The organism is Hydrogenophaga sp. 2FB (assembly GCF_005503365.1).
Classification (GTDB): Bacteria; Pseudomonadota; Gammaproteobacteria; order Burkholderiales; family Burkholderiaceae_C; genus Hydrogenophaga.
Map to the genome: position 1 here is coordinate 1 of NZ_SCML01000084.1, position 18,861 is coordinate 18,861.

The window sequence follows — 18,861 nt, forward strand, 5'->3', positions numbered from 1 at the left end:
CCGTTGTGGTGACGGAAGTCGGCGATGGTCTTGAAGTCGGGTGCCAGGCGGCCGGTGAGCCACATGAGCTCGACGTTGCGCTGCGCTTCGCGCTCAAGCCGTCGGCTGGACTGAATGCGGTTCAAGTAGCCGTAGATGTAGAGCTTGAGGAGGACAGCCGGGTGGTACGACGGGCGGCCTGTGGACGCCGGGTCCGCGCCCTTGAACCCCAGTGAGAGCAGATCCAGCTCTTCGACGAATGCATCGACGATGCGCACCGGGTTGTCCTCTCCGATATAGTCATCAAGACATTCGGGCAGCAAGGTCACTTGCCGGCGGGACTCGCCTTCGATGAATCTCTTCATGGGCCACCTCGCTTACAACGGATGGTCTGATTTTATTTTTTGAACGGCACACGGGGAAGCGTTTTCACACAGCCTCGGCCAGAAGCGGGCATTCAACCCGCGACGTTCAACATGTTTCGATAGGCACCATGCAATCCGAATTTGAGTTTCCGGGTGAACTCACAATCGACGGCCGGGTGGAGGCAAGTCCAGTGTGTTTGCATTGGTCGAGCCAATTTCTTCGCCTCACTGGCAGGTCCAAGGTCGGTCCGCATCGCGATCTGCTGCTGCATCCATGTCAGCGGAGCATGTTTTCGTGCGATTACGTGGAGCACATTCATAGAGACGTGCGGACGGTGTTTTCTGGCGAAAACGTAGGATCCGTTCTCGACATTCCGCAGCATCGAGAAGGCGGTGGTATCTATCGCATCAAGACGTGGTCATTGACCTTGAGGTACCAAATCAACGCATCGCCACTCGCAGTCCGGATCGAGGGCGCAACCAATCCGGATGTTTTCTTCTTGCAGCCGAGTGGCGAGTACCGCGGAGGAAGGGAGTTGAACTTCATCGCGGCTTTCAACGTGCCGGACTACGCTGGCCTCCAATTGATGCTCGGCATGCCGGATCTTCGCTTTAAGTACTTTCGAGAGCACATCGAGTCTCGACTTCAGCCTCAGTGATGTGGACTCGCGGTCGTTCCTCTCGACACACAGTCGCCGAAGGTCGGCTCAGGGCCCGAAGTAGACGGCCGTCCCGATTTTTTGCGTTGATATGCATTTAGTCAACATCAAGTTCGATCGAGTTTTTGACATCGTGCAAGACGCGAGCCGAAACGACGTCCATGTGACTCTGTTTAGTTTCGAATCCGACGGCAAGCGGCTCTTCTCTATCTCCATCGAAGGCCAGCCGCGTATCGAAAACGGGATGGAAGTAGTCGCAGCCCTCGTGCACAGCGATGACTGGAAGTCGCTCTTGGGTTGGAAAGATCTGCATACCGGAAAAATCCATCTTCCGAAGCTCTCCGGCTATGTGGCAATTACCATTGCGGCTTCGCTGTTGTTGCTGTCATGTGCAGTAGGGTTTTACAGTACTGGCAGCTATTGGTTCCTTCTTGGCGCTGTCACGCTTGCGGGCTTTTCATTTGATTGGTTCAACAAAATGAGGAAAATCTGGCACGCAAGACGCGCTCTGGAAAATGTCTAAGAAATTTGCGTATTTCAGTCCCCTGTAGCTACCTGATTCTGCTGGGGGAGCTAGCGGCCGATATGGGCCCGTTTCGGGCCTCGGCTACGATGGCTCCATCGGCCACGTTGGCCGGGGCAACTATGAGTTCCGATACGTGTGCTATACCGCGCGTTTAGATCGCTGAAGTAGCAGGTACACGCCAAATATTGTGGAGATAAGAGCCACTATCGAGACCAACAGCAGCACTGGCAGAAAGACCCAGCAACCCGGTCGATACATGAAGATGCACAAGCCAGATACGAAGAGGGCAGGTCCACCAAATCCCAAACCTGCTATCAACAGCAATAGGGTGAAGAGTTTGCGGCTGACAGAAAGCCCGCTTGCACTTTCTTCTTCAGCCAGGGCCGGCTTGTCATTGACGTAGTAGACGATGCCAAGAAATTTACGTTCCCTTGATCCCATTTCTACTCCACGACTATTTTCTTGTGTGCTCACTGCTGCTCAGCCGAGCACTCATTTGGGCCAATCAAATCGTGGCGTTATCGCATACGCGAGCCAAATGAGAAGCACGCAGAAAATAAGGTTGAGGCCAATGCCCTCTGCAGGAGCCGACGTGATGGGCCTCACAAACAATCCTGCGATTCCGAGACCTACGACAGAGAAGATGATTGCCGGTAAGTCATTCTCTACATGCGCTGCCGCAGAGTAAGAAAGAAGCCAAGGCCAGCCGCAAAATGCTGCACCTATCACGAAGATGACGATGGTCTGAACCGGTGAAGCGGAGAACTCACCACGGAATCCTGGGGTCGAAAGTAGCGCTCCGCCTACCGCCGAAATCGCGACGAGAAACAGAAAAAGTACTATCAATTGAGCCTTGCGCACTCGTGCCTCCAAAAATTGACTGCATACAGATTGCCTGTGTACGTATTGCGAGTCAACTACATCATGGAAATGACTTGTCAACCATCTGTTTTCAAAGCGGATGTTCAAAGTTCCGCTGCGGACCCAGTCCGTCCTGAGCTAGCATGGTGGTCATCGGCCAGCAGCGGACATTGGAGCCACAAGTGACACTCGAATGGAAACACTCCACCGATGGAATCGACTGGGAAGAACTTTCTGCTTTGTATCGGGCAGCCCCATTGGGCGAGAAGGAGCCACTTTATCTGCAGAAAGTCTTCTCAAACAGCATGTTTAGGTGTTTCGTTTACGAGAATACGAAGCTCGTGGCGGTGGGGCGTGCGCTCGCTGATGGTGGAGACTGCTCGTACATCTGCGACATTGCGGTATTGCCGAGTCATCAAGGCACAGGCCTTGGCAAACAGGTTGTCAGTAGCCTAGTGGAAATGTCATGCGATCACAAGAAAATCATCTTGTATGCGGTCCCTGGCAAAGAGCCCTTCTACAGGAAGTTCGGCTTCATGCGAATGAAGACTGCTATGGCCATCTTTAAGAATCAGCAGCAGCAGGTGGAGGGGGGCTACCTCAGTGACGCCGAACCCTCGATCGAGAGGATAGACACCGACAAGCCGGTGTCTGCCTCATAGACGTCTGCTTCTGGGGAAGCCAAAGGTCTACAACGGGCCCGAAGCAGCCGAAGGTGCTATTTAGAAATGACGTCGATCGAATCGATATTCGGCAACAAAGTGTCTCGCGAAATCTACCCATGTTGAAAACTGACGCACTCATGCGTTCAGTTCCCAAACTCTGATCACACTCAGGCCCACCCGATATAGCAATCCCAGCACACAAAGAGCAGCGACTACAAGGACCATTGGCCGCATCTCTGAGTCTCTTTTTGCAGATCCAGAGCCGGGTCCGAAGCTCACATACTCCAATTCTTGGGTGTACGCCCACGTATAGTAGGCTGCAAAAATGCCCATAAGGAAAACCGACCCAAAGTCTTCCCACTCCCCCCAAGAAAAAGCAAGACCAACAAGGGAAATCATCGCAATTCCCAACATCAGCCTGAGCGAGTTCGGTCGACTCATACAAGTTCCATGATTGAAGGGCAGAAGTGCATTCTTGAACAATACAAAGTCTGCTTCTGGCCGATGCCCGTCATGGTAGCTGGAGTGGTGAGGGACCCAAGCTGGTATTGCTCCGGAGGGCGCTGGCGTCACTAGCACTAGTGATTTCTCTTCACGAGTCATTTTGTCTCGCGAGAAAGCCTTGGGTACGTTATAGCGAATGCTGCAGCGACGATGAGTTCAGTTAAAAACTGAACTGGCACTTCAAAGTGACCGTCACCGCCCCAAGCAGGCGCCTGAGTTCCAGGCAACGAGCCGAAATACCATGCGGTCAACATAAACACCAGCATCGCGGACGCGGCTTCAACCGCGTGTCGAGCGGTCATAACTTTGTTGGCGACTACCGCGAGGCAAATTAGCTGTGGCACACCAAAGAAGAATGCATGAAGTGCTGCCGCCAAAGCGCTTTCCATGAGGTCACCGCCGGCGCTTTGGCTCCAAACTACGATTGCCTTGCCTGCCACCAGCGCGAGAAAAAAGAGCACAAATGTTGCTTTCACCTTCTTCCTCCAAAAATGTTGGCCAGAGTCGGCTACTGGCCGAAAGCACCATGCTAGCTCAGGCTGGACAGGGCCCAATGCGGTCTTCCGAGGCCCGCAAGCACGATTGCCGCAACCAGACTACTTTCTGCAGTAAAGGCGCTTTCTCTTCTCAGCGGCTGCAAGCGCTTGACTCGATGCTGGACCTCGCACAAGACAGTATGGTGGGTCATCGCTTGCGGTGCTTCTTGGAGTGAAGTAATCCCTCTTGGTCCGAAGCACTTCTAGATTGTGTTCGGCTCGCTTGCAATCGAACGACAAGGCCCAGACTATCCATTCCTGTGACGGATTTTTGTATGTGCAATCGAGGTTCTTAGTCCAGAAAGAGCCGGATATCTTCTTTGGATCTCGCGTGTCGATCATGCGTTCGATGTCGGCGAGAGGGGGCACTGCGGTCGGTGCGGAAAACGCAAGTTTCCATACGAAGAATGCGGCAATCGGCACTACGTCCATTCCAGCCCACACTATTGCTTTTCGCATGCGTCCTCCCCGTAAAGTTTGTGGATGGCTTAAGCCCCTAATTCGCAGCAAGTTGCGAATGGCACTGGAGCCTGAAGATTTCCAATGACCGCTTCTGGCGGCGATTGCCGACATCGTAGCCGAGAGGTGCGGCTTGCTGAGGGCCATCCACTTGGGGCCACAGTCGCAACAACTTCGCCCACCCAAAAGGCCAGTCGCATCAACTCTGGCGAAAGGAGGCCCAGACCCTTCGACGCGAGGTTCTGCAAGTCCTTGATTTTGCGGATGTGCCAGAGCACTGAGCCGGGCAGCCTACGACCGGGCGGTGGCATGAACTGCCAAGTGCACGGCGTGGAATGTCAAGCAGGCTGTGGCGCACAGGCAGATGATTCATCCATCAAATTGCCCACGCTCAACCTGGAGACCCAGCATGAACTTCCTCGACGGCCACCTGTACCCCGAAAACCAGCAGCCCCTGATCATCACCGCCGCGCCCTATGCGCCCGGCTGGATTCCCTCGGACTTCCCGGAAGACATCCCGGTCACGATGGAAGACCAGATCCAGAAGGCGGTGGATTGTTACGAGGCCGGCGCCACCGTGCTGCACCTGCACGTGCGTGAAGAAGATGGCAAGGGCAGCAAGCGCCTGTCCAAGTTCAACGAGTTGATCGCCGGTGTGCGTGCCCGCGTGCCCGAAATGGTCATTCAGGTCGGCGGCTCGATCAGCTTCGCACCCGAGGACGACGGCTCCGCGGCCAAATGGCTCTCCGACGACACGCGCCACATGCTGGCCGAACTCACGCCCACGCCCGACCAGGTCACCGTCACCGTCAACACGACGCAGATGAACGTGACGGAGCATGCGGGCGAAGACGACTTCCGTGGTGTGTCGCGCGGCTTCCCGCACCTCTACGCCACCTACAAGGACATGATCGTGCCCTCGAACCCGAGCTGGGTCGAGGAACACATCCGCCGCCTGACCGCCGCCGGCATCCAGAGCGAATTCCAGTGCTACAACATCAACAGCTTCGAGACGATCGAGCGGATGATTCGCCGCGGCGTCTACAAGGGCCCGCTGGTGATGAACTGGGTCGCCATCAGCGGCGGCATGGACCAGGCGAACATCTACAACCTGGCCAACTTCCTGCGCGCCGCACCCGACAACGCCGTGATCACGGTGGAGAGCTCGGTGCTCAACGTGCTGCCCGTGAACATGATCGGCATTGCGCTCGGCCTGCACGTGCGCTGCGGCATCGAGGACGTGCTCTGGAACCAGACCCGCACCGGCAAGATGAGCTCGGTCGAGCAGATCAAGCAACTGGTGCGCATCGCCGGCGAATTCGGCCGCCCCATCGCGACCGCGCAACAAGCGCGCGAGATCATGAAGATCGGCGTGTTCTACGAAACGGCGGACGAGACGCTGCGTGAAAACGGCTTCGCGCCCAACCGCAACGGCGGCAACCAGGGCTTCCTGAAAAAGCCCGTCTGACGCCCGGGAGGGTTCGCCCTCCATCCCTTTGAAACGCAGGAGGCAACATGGCCAAAGTCGTCAGGTTTCACGAAACGGGCGGGCCCGAAGTCCTGCGTCTCGAGAACGTTGAAGTGGGTGACCCAGGGCCAGGCGAGGTTCGCCTGCGCCACGTGGCGGTGGGGCTGAATTTTGCGGACACCTACTTTCGCAGCGGCCTCTACCCGGTGCCGTTGCCCAGCGGCATCGGCAACGAGGCCGCCGGGGTGGTGGAAGCGGTTGGCGCGGGCGTGAGCGACCTGGTGGTGGGTGACCGTGTGAGCTACACGGGCTTCACCAACACGCTGGGGGCCTACAGCACACAGCGCCTGATCGCCGCCGCGCCCCTGATCAAGCTGCCGCAGGCCGTCAGCTGCGAGACCGCGGCAGCCATGACCATGCGCGGCCTCACCGCCGCCTACCTGTGCTGCAAGATCTACCCGTTCCAGCGCGGTGACACCGTGTTGCTGCATGCCGCCGCCGGGGGCGTGGGCCTGATCGTGTCCCAGTGGGCCAAGCTGTTGGGCCTGCAGGTGATCGGCACCGTCTCCAGCGAGGCCAAGGCCGAAGTGGCCCGCATCCATGGTTGCGACCACACCATCAACTACAGCCACGAAGATGTCGCCCAACGCGTGCGCGAGATCACCAACGGCGTGGGCGTCTCCGTGGTGTTCGACAGCGTGGGCAAGGACACCTTCATGTCCTCGCTCGACTCGCTCAAGCGCCGTGGCCTGCTGGTGTGCGTGGGAACCTCTTCCGGAAAAATCCCCCCGTTCGATCCGGCGATCCTGGCCCGCAAGGGCTCCGCGTACATCACCCGTCCCGGCTTGGCCGACTACATCGCCGACCCCACCGAAAAGGCGGAACTGGTGGAGGCGTTGTTCGGCCACGTGGCGGCCGGCCGCATCCGCATCGAGGTCAACCAGCGCTATGCGCTCGAGGACGTGGTGCAGGCGCACCGGGATCTTGAAGGCCGAAGAACCACCGGTTCTTCCATCTTCGCCATCTGAAGACGTCCGGCTTTTGAAGGCGTCCGCCCTTGCAGGCGGACGCCCTTCATCCTCACTCGGGCTTGATGTTGCCCTTCTCCACGATCTGGCGCCAGACCGCGAGATCGCTTTCCAGGAGCTTCGTGAACGCCTGGCGCGAGGCCACGGTCGGCGGTTCCACGTTGACCTTGCGGATGGCGTCCCGCAGTTCGGGCGTGCTCAGTTCCTTGTTGATCGCCGCATGCAGGCGGTCCAGGATCTGCACCGGCGTGCCCTTGGGCGCAAACACGCCTTGCCAGCCGGTCGCGGGGAACGCAAAGCCTTGTTCGGACATGAGCTTGATGTCGGGCAGCCTGGGGCTGCGCACCTCGCCATTGAGGGCAATGCCGCGCAGCTTGCCTTGTTCGATGAAGCCCACCGGGGACACCAGGTCGACCCAGCCGATGGGGATCACGCCGGCCACGATGTCGGTCACCAGCGCGGGAATCGTCTTGTACGGCACGTGGTTGAAGGTGGGCAGCCCCGCCTTCTGCTTGATCCATTCCATCGTGAGGTGGCCATTCGAACCCACGCCCCAACTGCCATAGGTCTGGTACTTGGGGTCGCGCCGAATCAACTCCACCAGCTCGGGCAGCGTCTTGGCGGGGACCGAGGAATGCACCACCAGAAGGACCCCGCCCGTTGCGGTCAACGCGACGGGGGCGAGATCGCGCAAGGTCTTGACGGGCAGGTCCGGGTTGAGGGCTTCGTTCATCACGCTGGCGGATGCCGAGGTGTGCAGGATGGTGTAGCCGTCTGCGGGCGCGTTCTTGACCGCCGTCAAGCCGAGCAAGCCGTTCGCGCCGGGCCGGTTGTCGATGACAAAGGGCTGGCCGAAGACCTTCTGCAGCCGGTCGTACAACTGGCGGGCCAGCACGTCGACCACGCCACCCGCGCCGCTGGGCACGATGACCTTGACGGGGCGGTTGGGCCAATCCGAACCCGCCTGGGCCCAGGACGCGACGGGCAGAAGAGAAGCAGCGCCACCCAACATGAGGTGCCTGCGTGTGAGCGATGCTGTCATGAATACATTCCTTGATCAGATGGAGGCGCTCCCCTCATGCCGTGTCTCCAGCCGGGAAGCAAGGCTATTGTATTTAATGTCGACATGATTGCAAAGTAAAAAAAGGCCGATGCTGACCAGCGGTCAGTCGGCCATCCGTGGCGCCGCGAGAGGGAACCTCCTCTCGCCAGCGCCACAGTCCCTCGTTCTGCTTTCAGTTGTCGAGCGTGATCCCGGCGTCCGTCACGATCTTCTTCCAGACGGTCGTGTCCTCCACGACCAGGGACCGGAACTGCTCCGGCGACTTGGTGGGCGGAATGGCAATGTTCAAGGACTTCACCCGCGTGCTCACCTCCGGCTGCAGCTGGATCTTCATGATCTCGTCGTTCAACCGTTGCACGACGGCCTTGGGCGTTCCCGTTGGCGCGAAGACGCCGAACCAGCCCACCGTGTCGAACGCATGCCCCTGCTCGCCCATGGTCGGCACGTTCGGCGTGCGCGACAGGCGCGTCTTGCCGGTGACCGCGATCGGGCGCATCTTGCCGGACTCGATGAAGGGAATCGGCGCGGCCGGGTCGCTCCATGCGATCTTGATGTTGCCCGCCATCAGGTCGGTCAACAGCTGGGGGGTGGCCTTGTACCCCACATGGGTGATGTCCATGCCGGTTTGCTTCTTGAGCCACTCCATCGTCAGGTGGCCCGACGAGCCGATGGCCCAGCTGCCATAGGTGTATTTGCCCGGATTGGCCTTCACCACCTCGATCAGTTCCTTGAGGTTCTTCGCCGGAAAGTCGTTGTTCACGAGCAGCATGACGCCGCCCTCGGCGGTCTGCGCCACCGGCACGAGATCGCGGATGACGTCATAGGGCAGGTTCTTGACCAGCGCCGGCGCCATCACGGCCATCGACCCGTTGCTGTACAGCAGCGTGTAGCCGTCGGCCGGCGCCCGCACCACGGCCTGAAGGCCCAGCACGCCACTGGCACCGGGCTTGTTGTCCACGACGACAGATTGCTTGAGCACCGCGCTGAGCCGCGTGGCCAGGTCCCGGGCCATCGTGTCGGTGCCGGAGCCTGCCGCCGCCGGCACCACCATGGTGATCACGCGGCTGGGCCAGGCGTCCGTGTGTTGGGCGGATGCCGTGCCGAAGGCGACCAGCGCCGCCAGGCCCGCTGCTGTCTGCTGGATTGCTTTGCGTCTGTTCACGATGAATGCTCCGTGCTGGATGGGATCAGAAGGCATGGCGGATGCCGATGTCGATGCCGGACGACGTGCCGCCGCGGATCGGGATGGGGCCGGCGTCGGCGCCCGAGTTCACGGGCAACTGGAGGCTGCCGTTGTTCTTGATGCGGGCGTACGTGGTGTACACCGCCGTGCGCTTGGACAGGTTGTGCACATAACCCACGGCGATCTTGCTGGCGCTGCTGCCCAGGGCGTCGTTGCGCGTCACGCGGGTGAAGGCCACCGGGATGTAACCCAGCCCGACCGGGATCCACGCGCTGACCTGCCAGAACGGTGCCTTGTTGCCGCCGCCGAGGGCCGCGACGGGCAGGCCCGTCTTGTGCTGGCCCCACAGCAGCATCACCTTGGCCACGTCGAAGTTGTAGGAGCCACCGATGCTGGTTTGCGTGAAGTCATCGGCTGCCACGTTTTTCGTCACGCCGTGCGAGACGGCGACATCCCATTTTCCGCCGCCATAGCCCACGCGTCCACCGACATAGCGCCCGTCGTCGGAGTTCGCGGCGCCAGGGGCGTTTTCGCCCAGGGCATACGCGACCTGGCCAAAGAAGCCCGGGCACACGAAGGAAGAGCAACCCGGCGTGAAGTAGCCGATGCTGTTGGACGCGCGGAACACCGTCGAGGTGCTGCCCTGCGTCGTGATCCCGCCCAGGCCCACGCCGGTGCGGAACGCGTCGTACGCGAACAGGTTCCAGAAGCCCGGTGTGTAGTCGCGGCCCAGGCGCAGCTCACCCAGGCTCTTGCTGCCCAGGGACACGAACGACTTTCGGGCGAAGCTGAAGCCACCGGCGAACGTACCCGAAGGCTGGTTGTTGGTGTTGGTGGCCAGGGTGGTGCCGGTGTCGTTGAACAACCCGGCCTCCAGTTCGAAGCCGGCGTACGCGCCGTTGCCCAGGTCTTCACGACCGCGGAAACCCAGGCGGCTGCTCTGGTTGCCGCCAGCGAGCACTTGCGTGCGGCTTTGAGCGCCCGTGGCGCGGTAGCTGCTGACCGCGGCGTCGACCACGCCGTAGAGCGTGACCGAGGATTGCGCGCTCGCGGCGCCGGCCGCGGCGAGCGCCGCCAGGAAGAGGATGGAATGTCTCATGGGCAACCTTCTGGATGGATGAACGGAGGGATGTGGGCCGCGCCCGAAGGACAAACCCTCTGGACGACGCTGTGATTATTGGATAACATAATTTTTGTCGACATTAGGACAACTACCAATCCCACCCACCGTTCGTCAGAGGAACCGCCATGCAGATTTCGCTCTTGCTCGACCGTTTTCATGTGCAGTCCGCGGCCCGTGCGCAACTGCATCCGCTCGACGACTTCAGTGCCTGGATCGAAACCACCCATGCCGCGGCCCTGACGGCGGCCGGGGCCATCCAGGCGCTGGATGCGGTGGACGGGTTTGCACAGCCATTGCCCGTGCAGCGGTCGATGGCCGCGCTGGAGTCGCTGCGCGCCACCTGCACCCGGCGCGACCTGCTGCCGCACCTCGCCGTCAGGGACTGCGAAGAGGCTTTCTCGGACATGTGCGAGCTGTTGCGCGCGAGCTGCGACCACGGCTTGCTGTAGGCCCGGCAAGCCGTGGTGTGACGAGCGGGTCAGCCGCCGACGACGCAGCTGACGCCGCCGTCCACGGCCAGCACCTGGCCCGTGATGTGACGCCCCGCCGCCGAGGCGAACAACAGGGTCGCGCCCTTGAGGTCCTCGTCGTTGCCCAGACGGCCGAGTGGCGCGGCCTTGGTGACGTTCTCCACACCCCATTCCGCCAGCAGGCCCACGGTCATCTTGGTCGGGAAGAAGCCCGGCGCGAGCGCGTTCACGTTGATGCCGAACTTGCCCCATTCCGCGGCCAGTGCGCGCGTGAAGTTGATGGCCGCCGCCTTGCTCGTGTTGTAGGCGATGGTGGTCATCTCCACCGGGTTGCCGCCGAGGCCGGCGACCGAGGCCACGTTGATGATGCGGCCGCTGCGGTTGGGGATCATGCTGGCGCGCGCCGCCGCCTGGCTGAAGGTGAACAGGCTGCGGGCGTTGAGGTTCATCACCTTGTCCCACGCTTCCAGCGGGTGGCTTTCGGCCGGCGCACCCCAGGTGGCGCCCGCGTTGTTGACCAGGATGTCGATGCGCTTGAAGTGCTGCATCGTCGCGTCCACCACGGTCTGTGCCGCGCTGTCCTCGCTCGCATCGGCGGCAATGAACTGCGCCTCGATGCCACGCGAGCGCAATTCGCCCGCCGCTTCCTCCAGGTCAGCGGCCTTGCGGGAGGTGAGCATGATCTTCGCGCCGGCCTCGCCGAGCGCGATCGCCATCTGCAGCCCGAGGCCGCGCGAGCCGCCCGTGATGAGCGCCACCTGGCCGTCGAGGTTGAAGAGCTTGGAGACGGAATCTGTGTTCATGAGGGTCCTCGTTGGGGTGGTCTGGGGGAATCAGAAGCAATCGGCGGGCACGTGCAGGCAGGTGAGGTCGTTCGACACCACCACGGCCAACCAGGCGTCGACCTTGGGCAGCTCGTGCGCGAAGAAATAGCGCATGGCGAATTGCTTGCCCCGGGCGAGCGCATCGCTGCGGCCTTCCAGCCGCACGGCGATGTCGAGCCACAGCCAGGCCAGCACCACATGGCCGAAGCCCTGCAGGTACGGCACGGCGTTGGCCAGCGACGCTTCCGGTGGCGCGCCGGCCTGGCACGCCTGTGTGGCCTGCTCCAGCCGTGCCACGGCCGCCGCGAGGCGGGTCGCGGGATCGCGCAACGTGTCTTGCGCGGTGGCCCGCGCGATGGTGTCCTGGATGCGGGCGAGCAACAGGCGCAGCGCGGCGCCACCCTCCATCGATACCTTGCGGCCCAGCAGGTCCAGCGCCTGCACGCCGTGCGTGCCTTCGTGGATCATGTTCAGGCGGTTGTCGCGCCAGTACTGCTCCACCGCGAAGTCGCGCGTGTACCCGTAACCACCGTGCACCTGGATCGCCAGGCTGTTCGCTTCCAGGCACCACTCGCTGGGCCAGCTCTTGGCAATCGGCGTCAGCAGTTCCAGCAGGCGCTCCGCGTCCTTCGCGGCAGCGGCGTCGCCGGTGTGCTGCTCGTCGACCAGCCGCGCGCTGTACAGCGCCAGCGCCAGCGCGCCTTCGCCATAGGCCTTCTGCGCCAGCAGCATGCGGCGCACGTCCGCGTGGCCGATGATGGCGACCGGTGGCGCGCCGGCATCCTTGCCGCTCGTGCCCATGCGGCGTCCCTGGGTGCGCGTGTTGGCGTAGTCGACGCTCGCCTCGTAGCCCGCCATGCCCAGCGCCGTGGCGCCCAGGCCGATGCGGATGCGCGCCTCGTTCATCATGTGGAACATGCAACGCAGCCCTTCGCCGGGCGCGCCCACACGGTAGCCGATGGCGCCGCCGTGCTCGCCAAAGTTCAGCAGGCAGTTGGTGGTGCCGCGGTTGCCCAGCTTGTGGTTCAGCCCCGCGAGCGAGACGTCGTTGCGCTCGCCCGTCAATGCACCTTCGGCATCCACGCGCATCTTCGGCACGATGAAAAGCGAGATGCCGCGCGTGCCGGGCACCAGCTTGCCGTCGGGCCCCGGGATCTTCGCCAGCACGAGGTGCACGATGTTCTCGGTGATCTCATGGTCGCCGCCCGAGATCCACATCTTGTTGCCCGTGAGGCGGTAGCGCGCGCCGAGTGCGTCGTCCTCGAAACCTTCGCCGTCGGGCACCGCGCGCGTGGCGATGTCGGACAGCGACGAGCCCGCCTGTGGCTCCGACAGGCACATGGTGCCGAACCAGCGGCCCGACAACTGGTTCGCCGCAAACACCTGCTTCTGCAACGCGGTGCCGTGCACCATCAGCAGGTTCGCATTCGCGGTGGTCAGCACGGCGTAGCTCGAGATGCCGATGCTCGCCTTGTAGAAGAACGCACTGGCCGCCATCTCGACCACGAAGGGCAGCTGCATGCCGCCCATGTCTTCGTCCTGCGTCGCGGCCAGCATGCCGGACTCGGCGTACTTCGCCAGCGCACCGTGCGTCTCGCGCGGCAGAACCACGCGCTCGCCGTCGAAATGCGGCTCCTGCGTGTCCACCAGGCGGTTCAGCGGGGCGAACTCGGTGGCCGCCAGCCGTTCGCTCATGTCGAGCACGGAAGCAAAGGTCCCCGCAGAGTGCTCGGCGAAACGGGGGCGCTCGGTGAGCGCGTCCACGTCCAGCCACTCGTTGAGCAGGAAGTCCAGCGTCGCTCTCATCACTGCACCTTGTTCTTCTTCGCGGAGGCCGACGCCGGGAACACCTCGAAGACGCCGGCCGCGCCCATGCCGCCACCCACGCACATGGTGACGCACACATACTTCACGCCGCGCCGGCGGCCTTCGATCAGCGCGTGCCCAGTCAGCCGCTGGCCGCTCACGCCATAGGGGTGGCCGACCGCGATCGCGCCGCCGTTGACGTTGAGGCGGTCCATCGGAATGCCCAGGCGGTCTACGCAATAGAGCACCTGCACCGCGAAGGCCTCGTTGAGTTCCCACAGGCCGATGTCGTCGACCTTGAGGCCCAGGCGCTTGAGCAGCTTGGGGATGGCGAACACCGGGCCGATGCCCATTTCGTCGGGCTCGCAGCCTGCCACCGAGAAGCCGAGAAAACGGCCCAGCGGCTCCAGGTTCTTCTGTTGCGCGTAGCTGTCGCTCGTGACCACACAAGCGCCCGCGCCGTCGCTGAACTGGCTCGCATTGCCTGCCGTGATGACACCGCCGGGCAGCGCGGAGCGCAGGCCCTTGATGCCGTCGTAGGTGGTGCCGGCGCGCGGACCTTCGTCGGCGCTCACGGTCACTTCGCGGGTGCGGATGCCCAGCACCGGGTCGGTACAGGCCATGGTCGTGGTGACGCTGATCATCTCGTCGTCGAACAGCCCGGCGGCCTGGGCGGCGCAGGCCTTCTGCTGGCTCGCCGCGCCGTATTCGTCCATGCGCTCGCGCGAGATCCCATAGCGGCTGGCCACCATCTCCGCCGTCTTGAGCATGGGCCAGTAGATCTCCGGCTTGTTTTCATTGAGCCAGCCGTCGGTGAACATGTGCATGTTCATTTCGTTCTGCACGCACGAGATGCTCTCGACCCCGCCCGCCACGAAGACATCGGCCTCGCCGGTCATCACGCGCTGCGAGGCCAGGGCAATCGTCTGCAGGCCGCTCGAACAGAAGCGGTTGACGGTGGTGCCGGCCACGCTGACCGGCAGGCCGGCGCGCAGGCCGATCTGCCGCGCCACGTTCCAGCCGGTCGCGCCTTCGGGATTCGAGCAGCCCATGAGCACGTCGTCGACCGCGCCGGGCTCGACGCCGGCGCGCTCCACTGCAGCTTTGACGGCCAGCCCGCCGAGCGTGGCGCCATGGGTCATGTTGAAGGCGCCCTTCCAGCTCTTCGTGAGCGGTGTGCGGGCGGTGGAGACGATCACGGCATCGGTCATGGGATTCTTCCTCTGGAGGGGTGTGAAGTGCGGTTCAGCCGAAGGACCGGCCTTCAGCGGCCAGGCGCGCGAGCAGCGGCGCGGGCTGCCAGAACGCCATGTCGTCGTTCGGGTTGCGGGCGAAGCGGTTCATCGTCTGCACGACGTTGAACAAGCCCTGGGATGCGGCGTAGTGCATCGGGCCGCCGCGCAGCGCGGGGAAGCCGTAGCCGCTGAGGTAGACCATGTCGACATCGCTGGCGCGGCTGGCGATGCCTTCGTCCACGATCTTCGCGCCCTCGTTCACCAGCGCGTACACGAGGCGCTGCACGATCTCTTCGTCGCCGACGCGGCGCTTCTCGATGCCCAGCGTCTGGCGGTGCGCATCGATCATCGTGTTCACGGCCGCGCTCGGGATGGCATCGCGTTTGCCGCTCGCGTAGTCGTACCAGCCCGCGCCGGTCTTCTGGCCGAAGCGGCCCTGCTCGCACAGCAGGTCCGCGGTCTTGCTGTAGCGCATGTCGGGTTGTTCGACGTAACGGCGCTTGCGGATCGCCCAGCCGATGTCGTTGCCCGCGAGGTCGCTCATGCGAAACGGGCCCATCGCGAAACCGAAGCGCTCGACCGCCTTGTCCACCTGCTCCGGCGTGCAGCCTTCTTCCAGCAGAAAGCCGGCCTGGCGGAAGTACTGCTCCACCATGCGGTTGCCGATGAAGCCATCGCACACGCCGGACACCACCGCCGTCTTGCGGATCTTCTTGGCCAGTGCCATCACGGTGGCGAGCACGTCGGCCGAGGTCTTCGCGCCGCGCACCACTTCCAGCAGCTTCATCACGTTGGCGGGGCTGAAGAAGTGCATGCCCACCACGTCTTGCGGGCGCTGCGTGAACGAGGCGATCTGGTCGAGGTTCAGCGTCGAGGTGTTCGACGCGAGGATCGCGCCTTTCTTCATCACCTGGTCGAGCCGGCCGAACACCTGCTGCTTCACACCGGTGTCCTCGAACACCGCCTCGATCACGAGGTCGGCGTTGCCGATGTCGTCGTAGGACAGGGTGGAGCCGAGCAAGGCCATGCGCTGCTCGAACTTGTCCCTGCTGAGCTTGCCCTTCTTTACCTGCGCTTCGTAGTTCTTGCGGATCGTGGCGAGGCCGCGGTCCAGCGCGTCCTGCTTCGCCTCGAGCAGCGTCACCGGCATGCCGACGTTCAGGAAGTTCATCGCGATGCCGCCGCCCATCGTGCCGGCGCCGATCACGGCCACCTTGTCGATGCGGCGCGTTGGCGTGTCCGCCGGCACATCGGGGATGCGGGCCGCCGCGCGTTCGGCGAAGAAGGCGTGGCGCAGGGCCCCAGCCTCGGGTGTCGCCAGCAGCTGCATGAACACGTCGTGCTCGCGCGCCAGGCCGTCGTCGAAGCGGGACTTCGCCGCGGCTTCGAGGGCGTCGATGCACTTCAACGGCGCTGGCTGGCCTTTGGCCGCGGCCTTGACCGCCGTGCGCGCGAACGCGAGGTAACCGTCGGGGTTGGCGTGTGTGACCGCGAGATCGCGCAAACGCGGCAAGGGCCGCTGGCCGGCGCCCTTCTGCGCGAACGCCACGGCCTTTGCCACCAGGTCGCCTTCGGTCAGCAGGTCAATGAGTTTCTGCCCCGGCAATGCCGCAAGCACCTCGCTGGCCACGGGCGTTCCGCTGACAACCATGTTCAATGCCGCTTCCAGGCCGATGGCGCGCGGCAGGCGCTGCGTGCCACCCGCACCGGGCAACAGGCCGATCTTCACCTCGGGCAGGCCCATGCTCGCCCCAGCGGCGGCGACGCGGTAGTGGCAGCCCAGGGCGAGCTCCAGACCGCCGCCCAGGCACACGCCGTGGACCGCGGCGATGACGGGTTTGGACGCGTTCTCCAGCGTACGGATCAGCGTGAGCAGGTTGGGCTCGGCCAGGTCGTCGGGCGAGCCGAACTCGCGGATGTCGGCGCCGCCGGAGAAGCCCTTGCCTTCGCCGGTCAACACGATGGCGGTGACGGTCGGATCGGCCAGGGCCTGGTCAAACGCCTGGGCCAGATCGCGCCGCGCCTGCAGGCCGAGGCTGTTGACGGGTGGGTTCTTCAAGGTCAGCACAGCGGTGCTGCTGCGCGTGTCGATGTGCACGGTCATGGGAGTTCGCTTGATGAAGTGAATGAAGGGAGTTACTCGATGGCCTTGGTCATGTCCTCGACGACCTTCTTGGCATCGCCGAAGACCATCATGGTTTTGTCCATGTAGAACAGCTCGTTGTCCAGGCCGGCGTAACCCGCCGCCATGGAGCGCTTGTTCACGATCACGGTCTTGGCCTTGTAAGCCTCCAGGATCGGCATGCCGTAGATCGTGCTGCCCTTTTGCAAGGCGGCGGGGTTCACCACGTCGTTGGCGCCCAGGATGATCGCCACGTCGGCCTGGCCGAACTCGCCGTTGATGTCTTCCATCTCGAACACCTGGTCGTACGGCACCTCGGCCTCGGCCAGCAGCACGTTCATGTGCCCCGGCATGCGCCCGGCCACCGGGTGGATCGCGTACTTCACGGTGATGCCCTTCTCGGTCAGCTTGTGGGCCAGCTCCTTCACCGCGTGCTGCGCACGGGCGACCGCCAGGCCGTAGCCGGGCACGATCACCACGGTCTCGGCGTTGCCCAGCACGAAGGCCGCGTCGTCGGCGCTGCCGCTCTTGACCGGCCGTGCTTCGGCCTTGGCGCCACCGGCGGTCGCGGTCTCACCGCCGAAGCCGCCCAGGATCACGTTGAAGAACGAGCGGTTCATGGCCTTGCACATGATGTAGCTCAGGATCGCGCCCGATGAACCCACCAGCGAGCCGGCAATGATCAGCATCGAGTTGTTGAGCGAGAAGCCGATGCCGGCCGCCGCCCAGCCCGAGTAGCTGTTGAGCATGGAGACCACCACCGGCATGTCCGCGCCGCCGATCGGGATGATGATCAGCACGCCCATCACGAAGGACAGCGCGAGCATGGCGTAGAACGCGGACAGGTTGCCCGTGACCATGTAGGTCAGTCCGAGCCCGACGGTGATCAGGCCCAGCACCAGATTCAGCTTGTGCTGACCGACGAACTGCACCGGCGCGCCCTGGAACAGGCGGAACTTGTAGGTGCCCGAGAGCTTGCCGAAGGCGATGACCGAACCCGAGAAGGTGATGGCACCGATGGCCGCGCCCAGGAACAGCTCCAGCCGGTTGCCCGCGGGAATCGCATCGCCGGCTTGCGCGACGATCTGGAACGCCAGGGGCTCGTTCACGGCGGCAACCGCGATGAACACCGCGGCCAGGCCGATCATGCTGTGGAAGAAGGCCACCAGCTCGGGCATCTTGGTCATCTCGACGGTCCTGGCGCGCCAGGCGCCATAACCGCCACCGACCACCACGCCCAGCAGCACCCAGCCCAGGCCGGTGAGGTTGCCGGCCGCGAGCTTGACGATCAGCGCGGCCGTGGTCAGCGCGGCGATCGCCATGCCGCCCATGCCGAACAGGTTGCCGCGGATCGAGGTGGTCGGGTGGCTCAGACCCTTGAGGGCCTGGATAAAGAAGACGCTGGCAACCAGGTACAGCAGCGTGACGAGGTTCATGCTCATTTCGCAGCCCCTTCAGCGGCGACGAGCACCCCTTCGACCTTGCTCGGGACAGGCTTGCGCTCTTTCTTCCTGAACATCTCCAGCATGCGCCGGGTGACGAGGAAGCCACCGAAGACGTTGACCGCGGCCAGGGCCACGGCCAACACGCCCATGGTCTTGCCCAGGTTCGTTTCGGTCAGCGCGGCGGCCAGCATGGCACCGACGATCACGATGGCGGAGATGGCGTTGGTCACAGCCATCAGCGGTGTGTGCAGCGCGGGCGTGACGTTCCACACCACGTGGTAACCCACGTAGATCGCCAGCACGAAGATGATGAGGTTGAGGATGGTGGGGGATACGGCTTCCATGTCATTTCCTTTTGAATTCGCCGCCTTGCGTCATGAGACAGGCGACGACGATGTCGTCGTCCATCGGAACCTGCACCGCCGTCGCGTCTTTGGGCAGCACCAGCTTGAGGAAGTCCAGCACGTTGCGCGCGTACAGCGCGGACGCATCGGCGCCCACCATGGCCGCCAGGTTGGTTTCACCCACGATGGTCACGCC

19 protein-coding genes and 1 pseudogene are annotated in these 18,861 nt (G+C 63.1%); 6 read left to right on the forward strand and 14 right to left on the reverse strand.

Annotated features, from left to right (window positions below):
• A partial coding sequence (locus FFS09_RS28955; protein ID WP_137922369.1) for a transposase occupies window positions 1-344 on the reverse strand: 344 nt, incomplete at its 3' end.
• 128 nt (window positions 345-472) lie between these two features.
• On the opposite strand from FFS09_RS28955, the gene FFS09_RS28960 reads away from it, so the two are divergent.
• Together FFS09_RS28960 and FFS09_RS28965 are read left to right on the forward strand one after the other, a co-directional pair.
• Complete coding sequence (locus FFS09_RS28960; RefSeq protein WP_137922370.1) at window positions 473-1,003, forward strand: hypothetical protein; 531 nt, start codon at window positions 473-475, stop codon at window positions 1,001-1,003.
• A gap of 133 nt (window positions 1,004-1,136) precedes the next feature.
• Window positions 1,137-1,526, forward strand: a complete 390-nt coding sequence (locus FFS09_RS28965; RefSeq protein WP_137922371.1) for a hypothetical protein — start codon at window positions 1,137-1,139, stop codon at window positions 1,524-1,526.
• Between the two features lie 141 nt (window positions 1,527-1,667).
• On the opposite strand, the gene FFS09_RS28970 is transcribed toward FFS09_RS28965, so the two are convergent.
• A complete protein-coding gene (locus FFS09_RS28970) occupies window positions 1,668-2,003 on the reverse strand; it encodes a hypothetical protein (protein WP_137922372.1) in 336 nt (111 codons plus the stop codon).
• A gap of 18 nt (window positions 2,004-2,021) precedes the next feature.
• A complete protein-coding gene (locus FFS09_RS28975; protein WP_137922373.1) occupies window positions 2,022-2,390 on the reverse strand; it encodes a hypothetical protein in 369 nt (122 codons plus the stop codon).
• Between the two features lie 143 nt (window positions 2,391-2,533).
• Here FFS09_RS28975 and FFS09_RS28980 point away from each other — a divergent pair, with 143 nt between their 5' ends.
• Window positions 2,534-3,052, forward strand: coding sequence for a GNAT family N-acetyltransferase (locus tag FFS09_RS28980; RefSeq protein ID WP_502703768.1), 519 nt, complete (start codon window positions 2,534-2,536; stop codon window positions 3,050-3,052).
• A 602-nt stretch (window positions 3,053-3,654) separates the two neighbouring features.
• Here the strand turns inward: FFS09_RS28980 and FFS09_RS28985 are convergent.
• On the reverse strand, window positions 3,655-4,035 hold the full coding sequence (locus tag FFS09_RS28985) for a hypothetical protein (protein ID WP_137922374.1): 381 nt from the start codon (window positions 4,033-4,035) through the stop codon (window positions 3,655-3,657).
• A 928-nt stretch (window positions 4,036-4,963) separates the two neighbouring features.
• Between FFS09_RS28985 and FFS09_RS28990 the strand changes: the two genes are divergently transcribed.
• Both FFS09_RS28990 and FFS09_RS28995 read left to right on the forward strand, forming a co-directional pair.
• Window positions 4,964-6,022, forward strand: coding sequence for a beta-keto acid cleavage family enzyme (locus FFS09_RS28990; RefSeq protein WP_137922375.1), 1,059 nt, complete (start codon window positions 4,964-4,966; stop codon window positions 6,020-6,022).
• 47 nt (window positions 6,023-6,069) lie between these two features.
• Complete coding sequence (locus FFS09_RS28995) at window positions 6,070-7,050, forward strand: quinone oxidoreductase family protein (protein WP_137922376.1); 981 nt, start codon at window positions 6,070-6,072, stop codon at window positions 7,048-7,050.
• A 52-nt stretch (window positions 7,051-7,102) separates the two neighbouring features.
• On the opposite strand, the gene FFS09_RS29000 is transcribed toward FFS09_RS28995, so the two are convergent.
• From FFS09_RS29000 to FFS09_RS29010, 3 genes are all read right to left on the reverse strand, one after another.
• Window positions 7,103-8,092, reverse strand: coding sequence for a Bug family tripartite tricarboxylate transporter substrate binding protein (locus FFS09_RS29000; RefSeq protein WP_137922377.1), 990 nt, complete (start codon window positions 8,090-8,092; stop codon window positions 7,103-7,105).
• Window positions 8,093-8,285: 193 nt separating this feature from the next.
• Entirely contained in the window at window positions 8,286-9,275 is a 990-nt protein-coding gene (locus tag FFS09_RS29005; protein WP_252374561.1) for a Bug family tripartite tricarboxylate transporter substrate binding protein, read from the reverse strand.
• A gap of 25 nt (window positions 9,276-9,300) precedes the next feature.
• Window positions 9,301-10,395 (reverse strand): porin, encoded by a 1,095-nt coding sequence (locus tag FFS09_RS29010; protein WP_137922379.1) that lies wholly within the window; start codon window positions 10,393-10,395, stop codon window positions 9,301-9,303.
• 149 nt (window positions 10,396-10,544) lie between these two features.
• On the opposite strand from FFS09_RS29010, the gene FFS09_RS29015 reads away from it, so the two are divergent.
• The gene (locus FFS09_RS29015; protein ID WP_137922380.1) at window positions 10,545-10,868 is read left to right on the forward strand and encodes a hypothetical protein; all 324 of its coding nucleotides are present in this window, start codon (window positions 10,545-10,547) and stop codon (window positions 10,866-10,868) included.
• A gap of 29 nt (window positions 10,869-10,897) precedes the next feature.
• Here FFS09_RS29015 and FFS09_RS29020 read toward each other — a convergent pair whose 3' ends face one another.
• The 7 genes and pseudogenes from FFS09_RS29020 to FFS09_RS29050 form a co-directional block, all read right to left on the reverse strand.
• Window positions 10,898-11,692: an SDR family oxidoreductase gene (locus FFS09_RS29020; protein ID WP_137922381.1), complete on the reverse strand. Its 795-nt coding sequence runs from the start codon at window positions 11,690-11,692 to the stop codon at window positions 10,898-10,900.
• A 30-nt stretch (window positions 11,693-11,722) separates the two neighbouring features.
• The gene (locus tag FFS09_RS29025; protein ID WP_137922382.1) at window positions 11,723-13,519 is read right to left on the reverse strand and encodes an acyl-CoA dehydrogenase; all 1,797 of its coding nucleotides are present in this window, start codon (window positions 13,517-13,519) and stop codon (window positions 11,723-11,725) included.
• Window positions 13,519-14,730, reverse strand: a complete 1,212-nt coding sequence (locus FFS09_RS29030; protein ID WP_137922383.1) for an acetyl-CoA C-acyltransferase — start codon at window positions 14,728-14,730, stop codon at window positions 13,519-13,521. The genes FFS09_RS29025 and FFS09_RS29030 overlap by 1 nt, the downstream gene beginning before the upstream one ends.
• Window positions 14,731-14,764: 34 nt before the next feature.
• The gene (locus tag FFS09_RS29035; protein WP_137922384.1) at window positions 14,765-16,858 is read right to left on the reverse strand and encodes a 3-hydroxyacyl-CoA dehydrogenase NAD-binding domain-containing protein; all 2,094 of its coding nucleotides are present in this window, start codon (window positions 16,856-16,858) and stop codon (window positions 14,765-14,767) included.
• 32 nt (window positions 16,859-16,890) lie between these two features.
• On the reverse strand, window positions 16,891-18,318 hold the full coding sequence (locus FFS09_RS29040; RefSeq protein WP_137922385.1) for an NAD(P)(+) transhydrogenase (Re/Si-specific) subunit beta: 1,428 nt from the start codon (window positions 18,316-18,318) through the stop codon (window positions 16,891-16,893).
• Window positions 18,315-18,665 carry an NAD(P) transhydrogenase subunit alpha part 2 gene (locus tag FFS09_RS29045; RefSeq protein WP_137922386.1) on the reverse strand — a complete coding sequence of 117 codons (351 nt, stop codon included), beginning with the start codon at window positions 18,663-18,665 and terminating at the stop codon, window positions 18,315-18,317. Before FFS09_RS29045 ends, FFS09_RS29040 begins: the two co-directional genes overlap by 4 nt.
• 1 nt (window position 18,666) lies before the next feature.
• Window positions 18,667-18,861: pseudogene (locus tag FFS09_RS29050) on the reverse strand (NAD(P)(+) transhydrogenase (Re/Si-specific) subunit alpha); the annotation flags it as partial.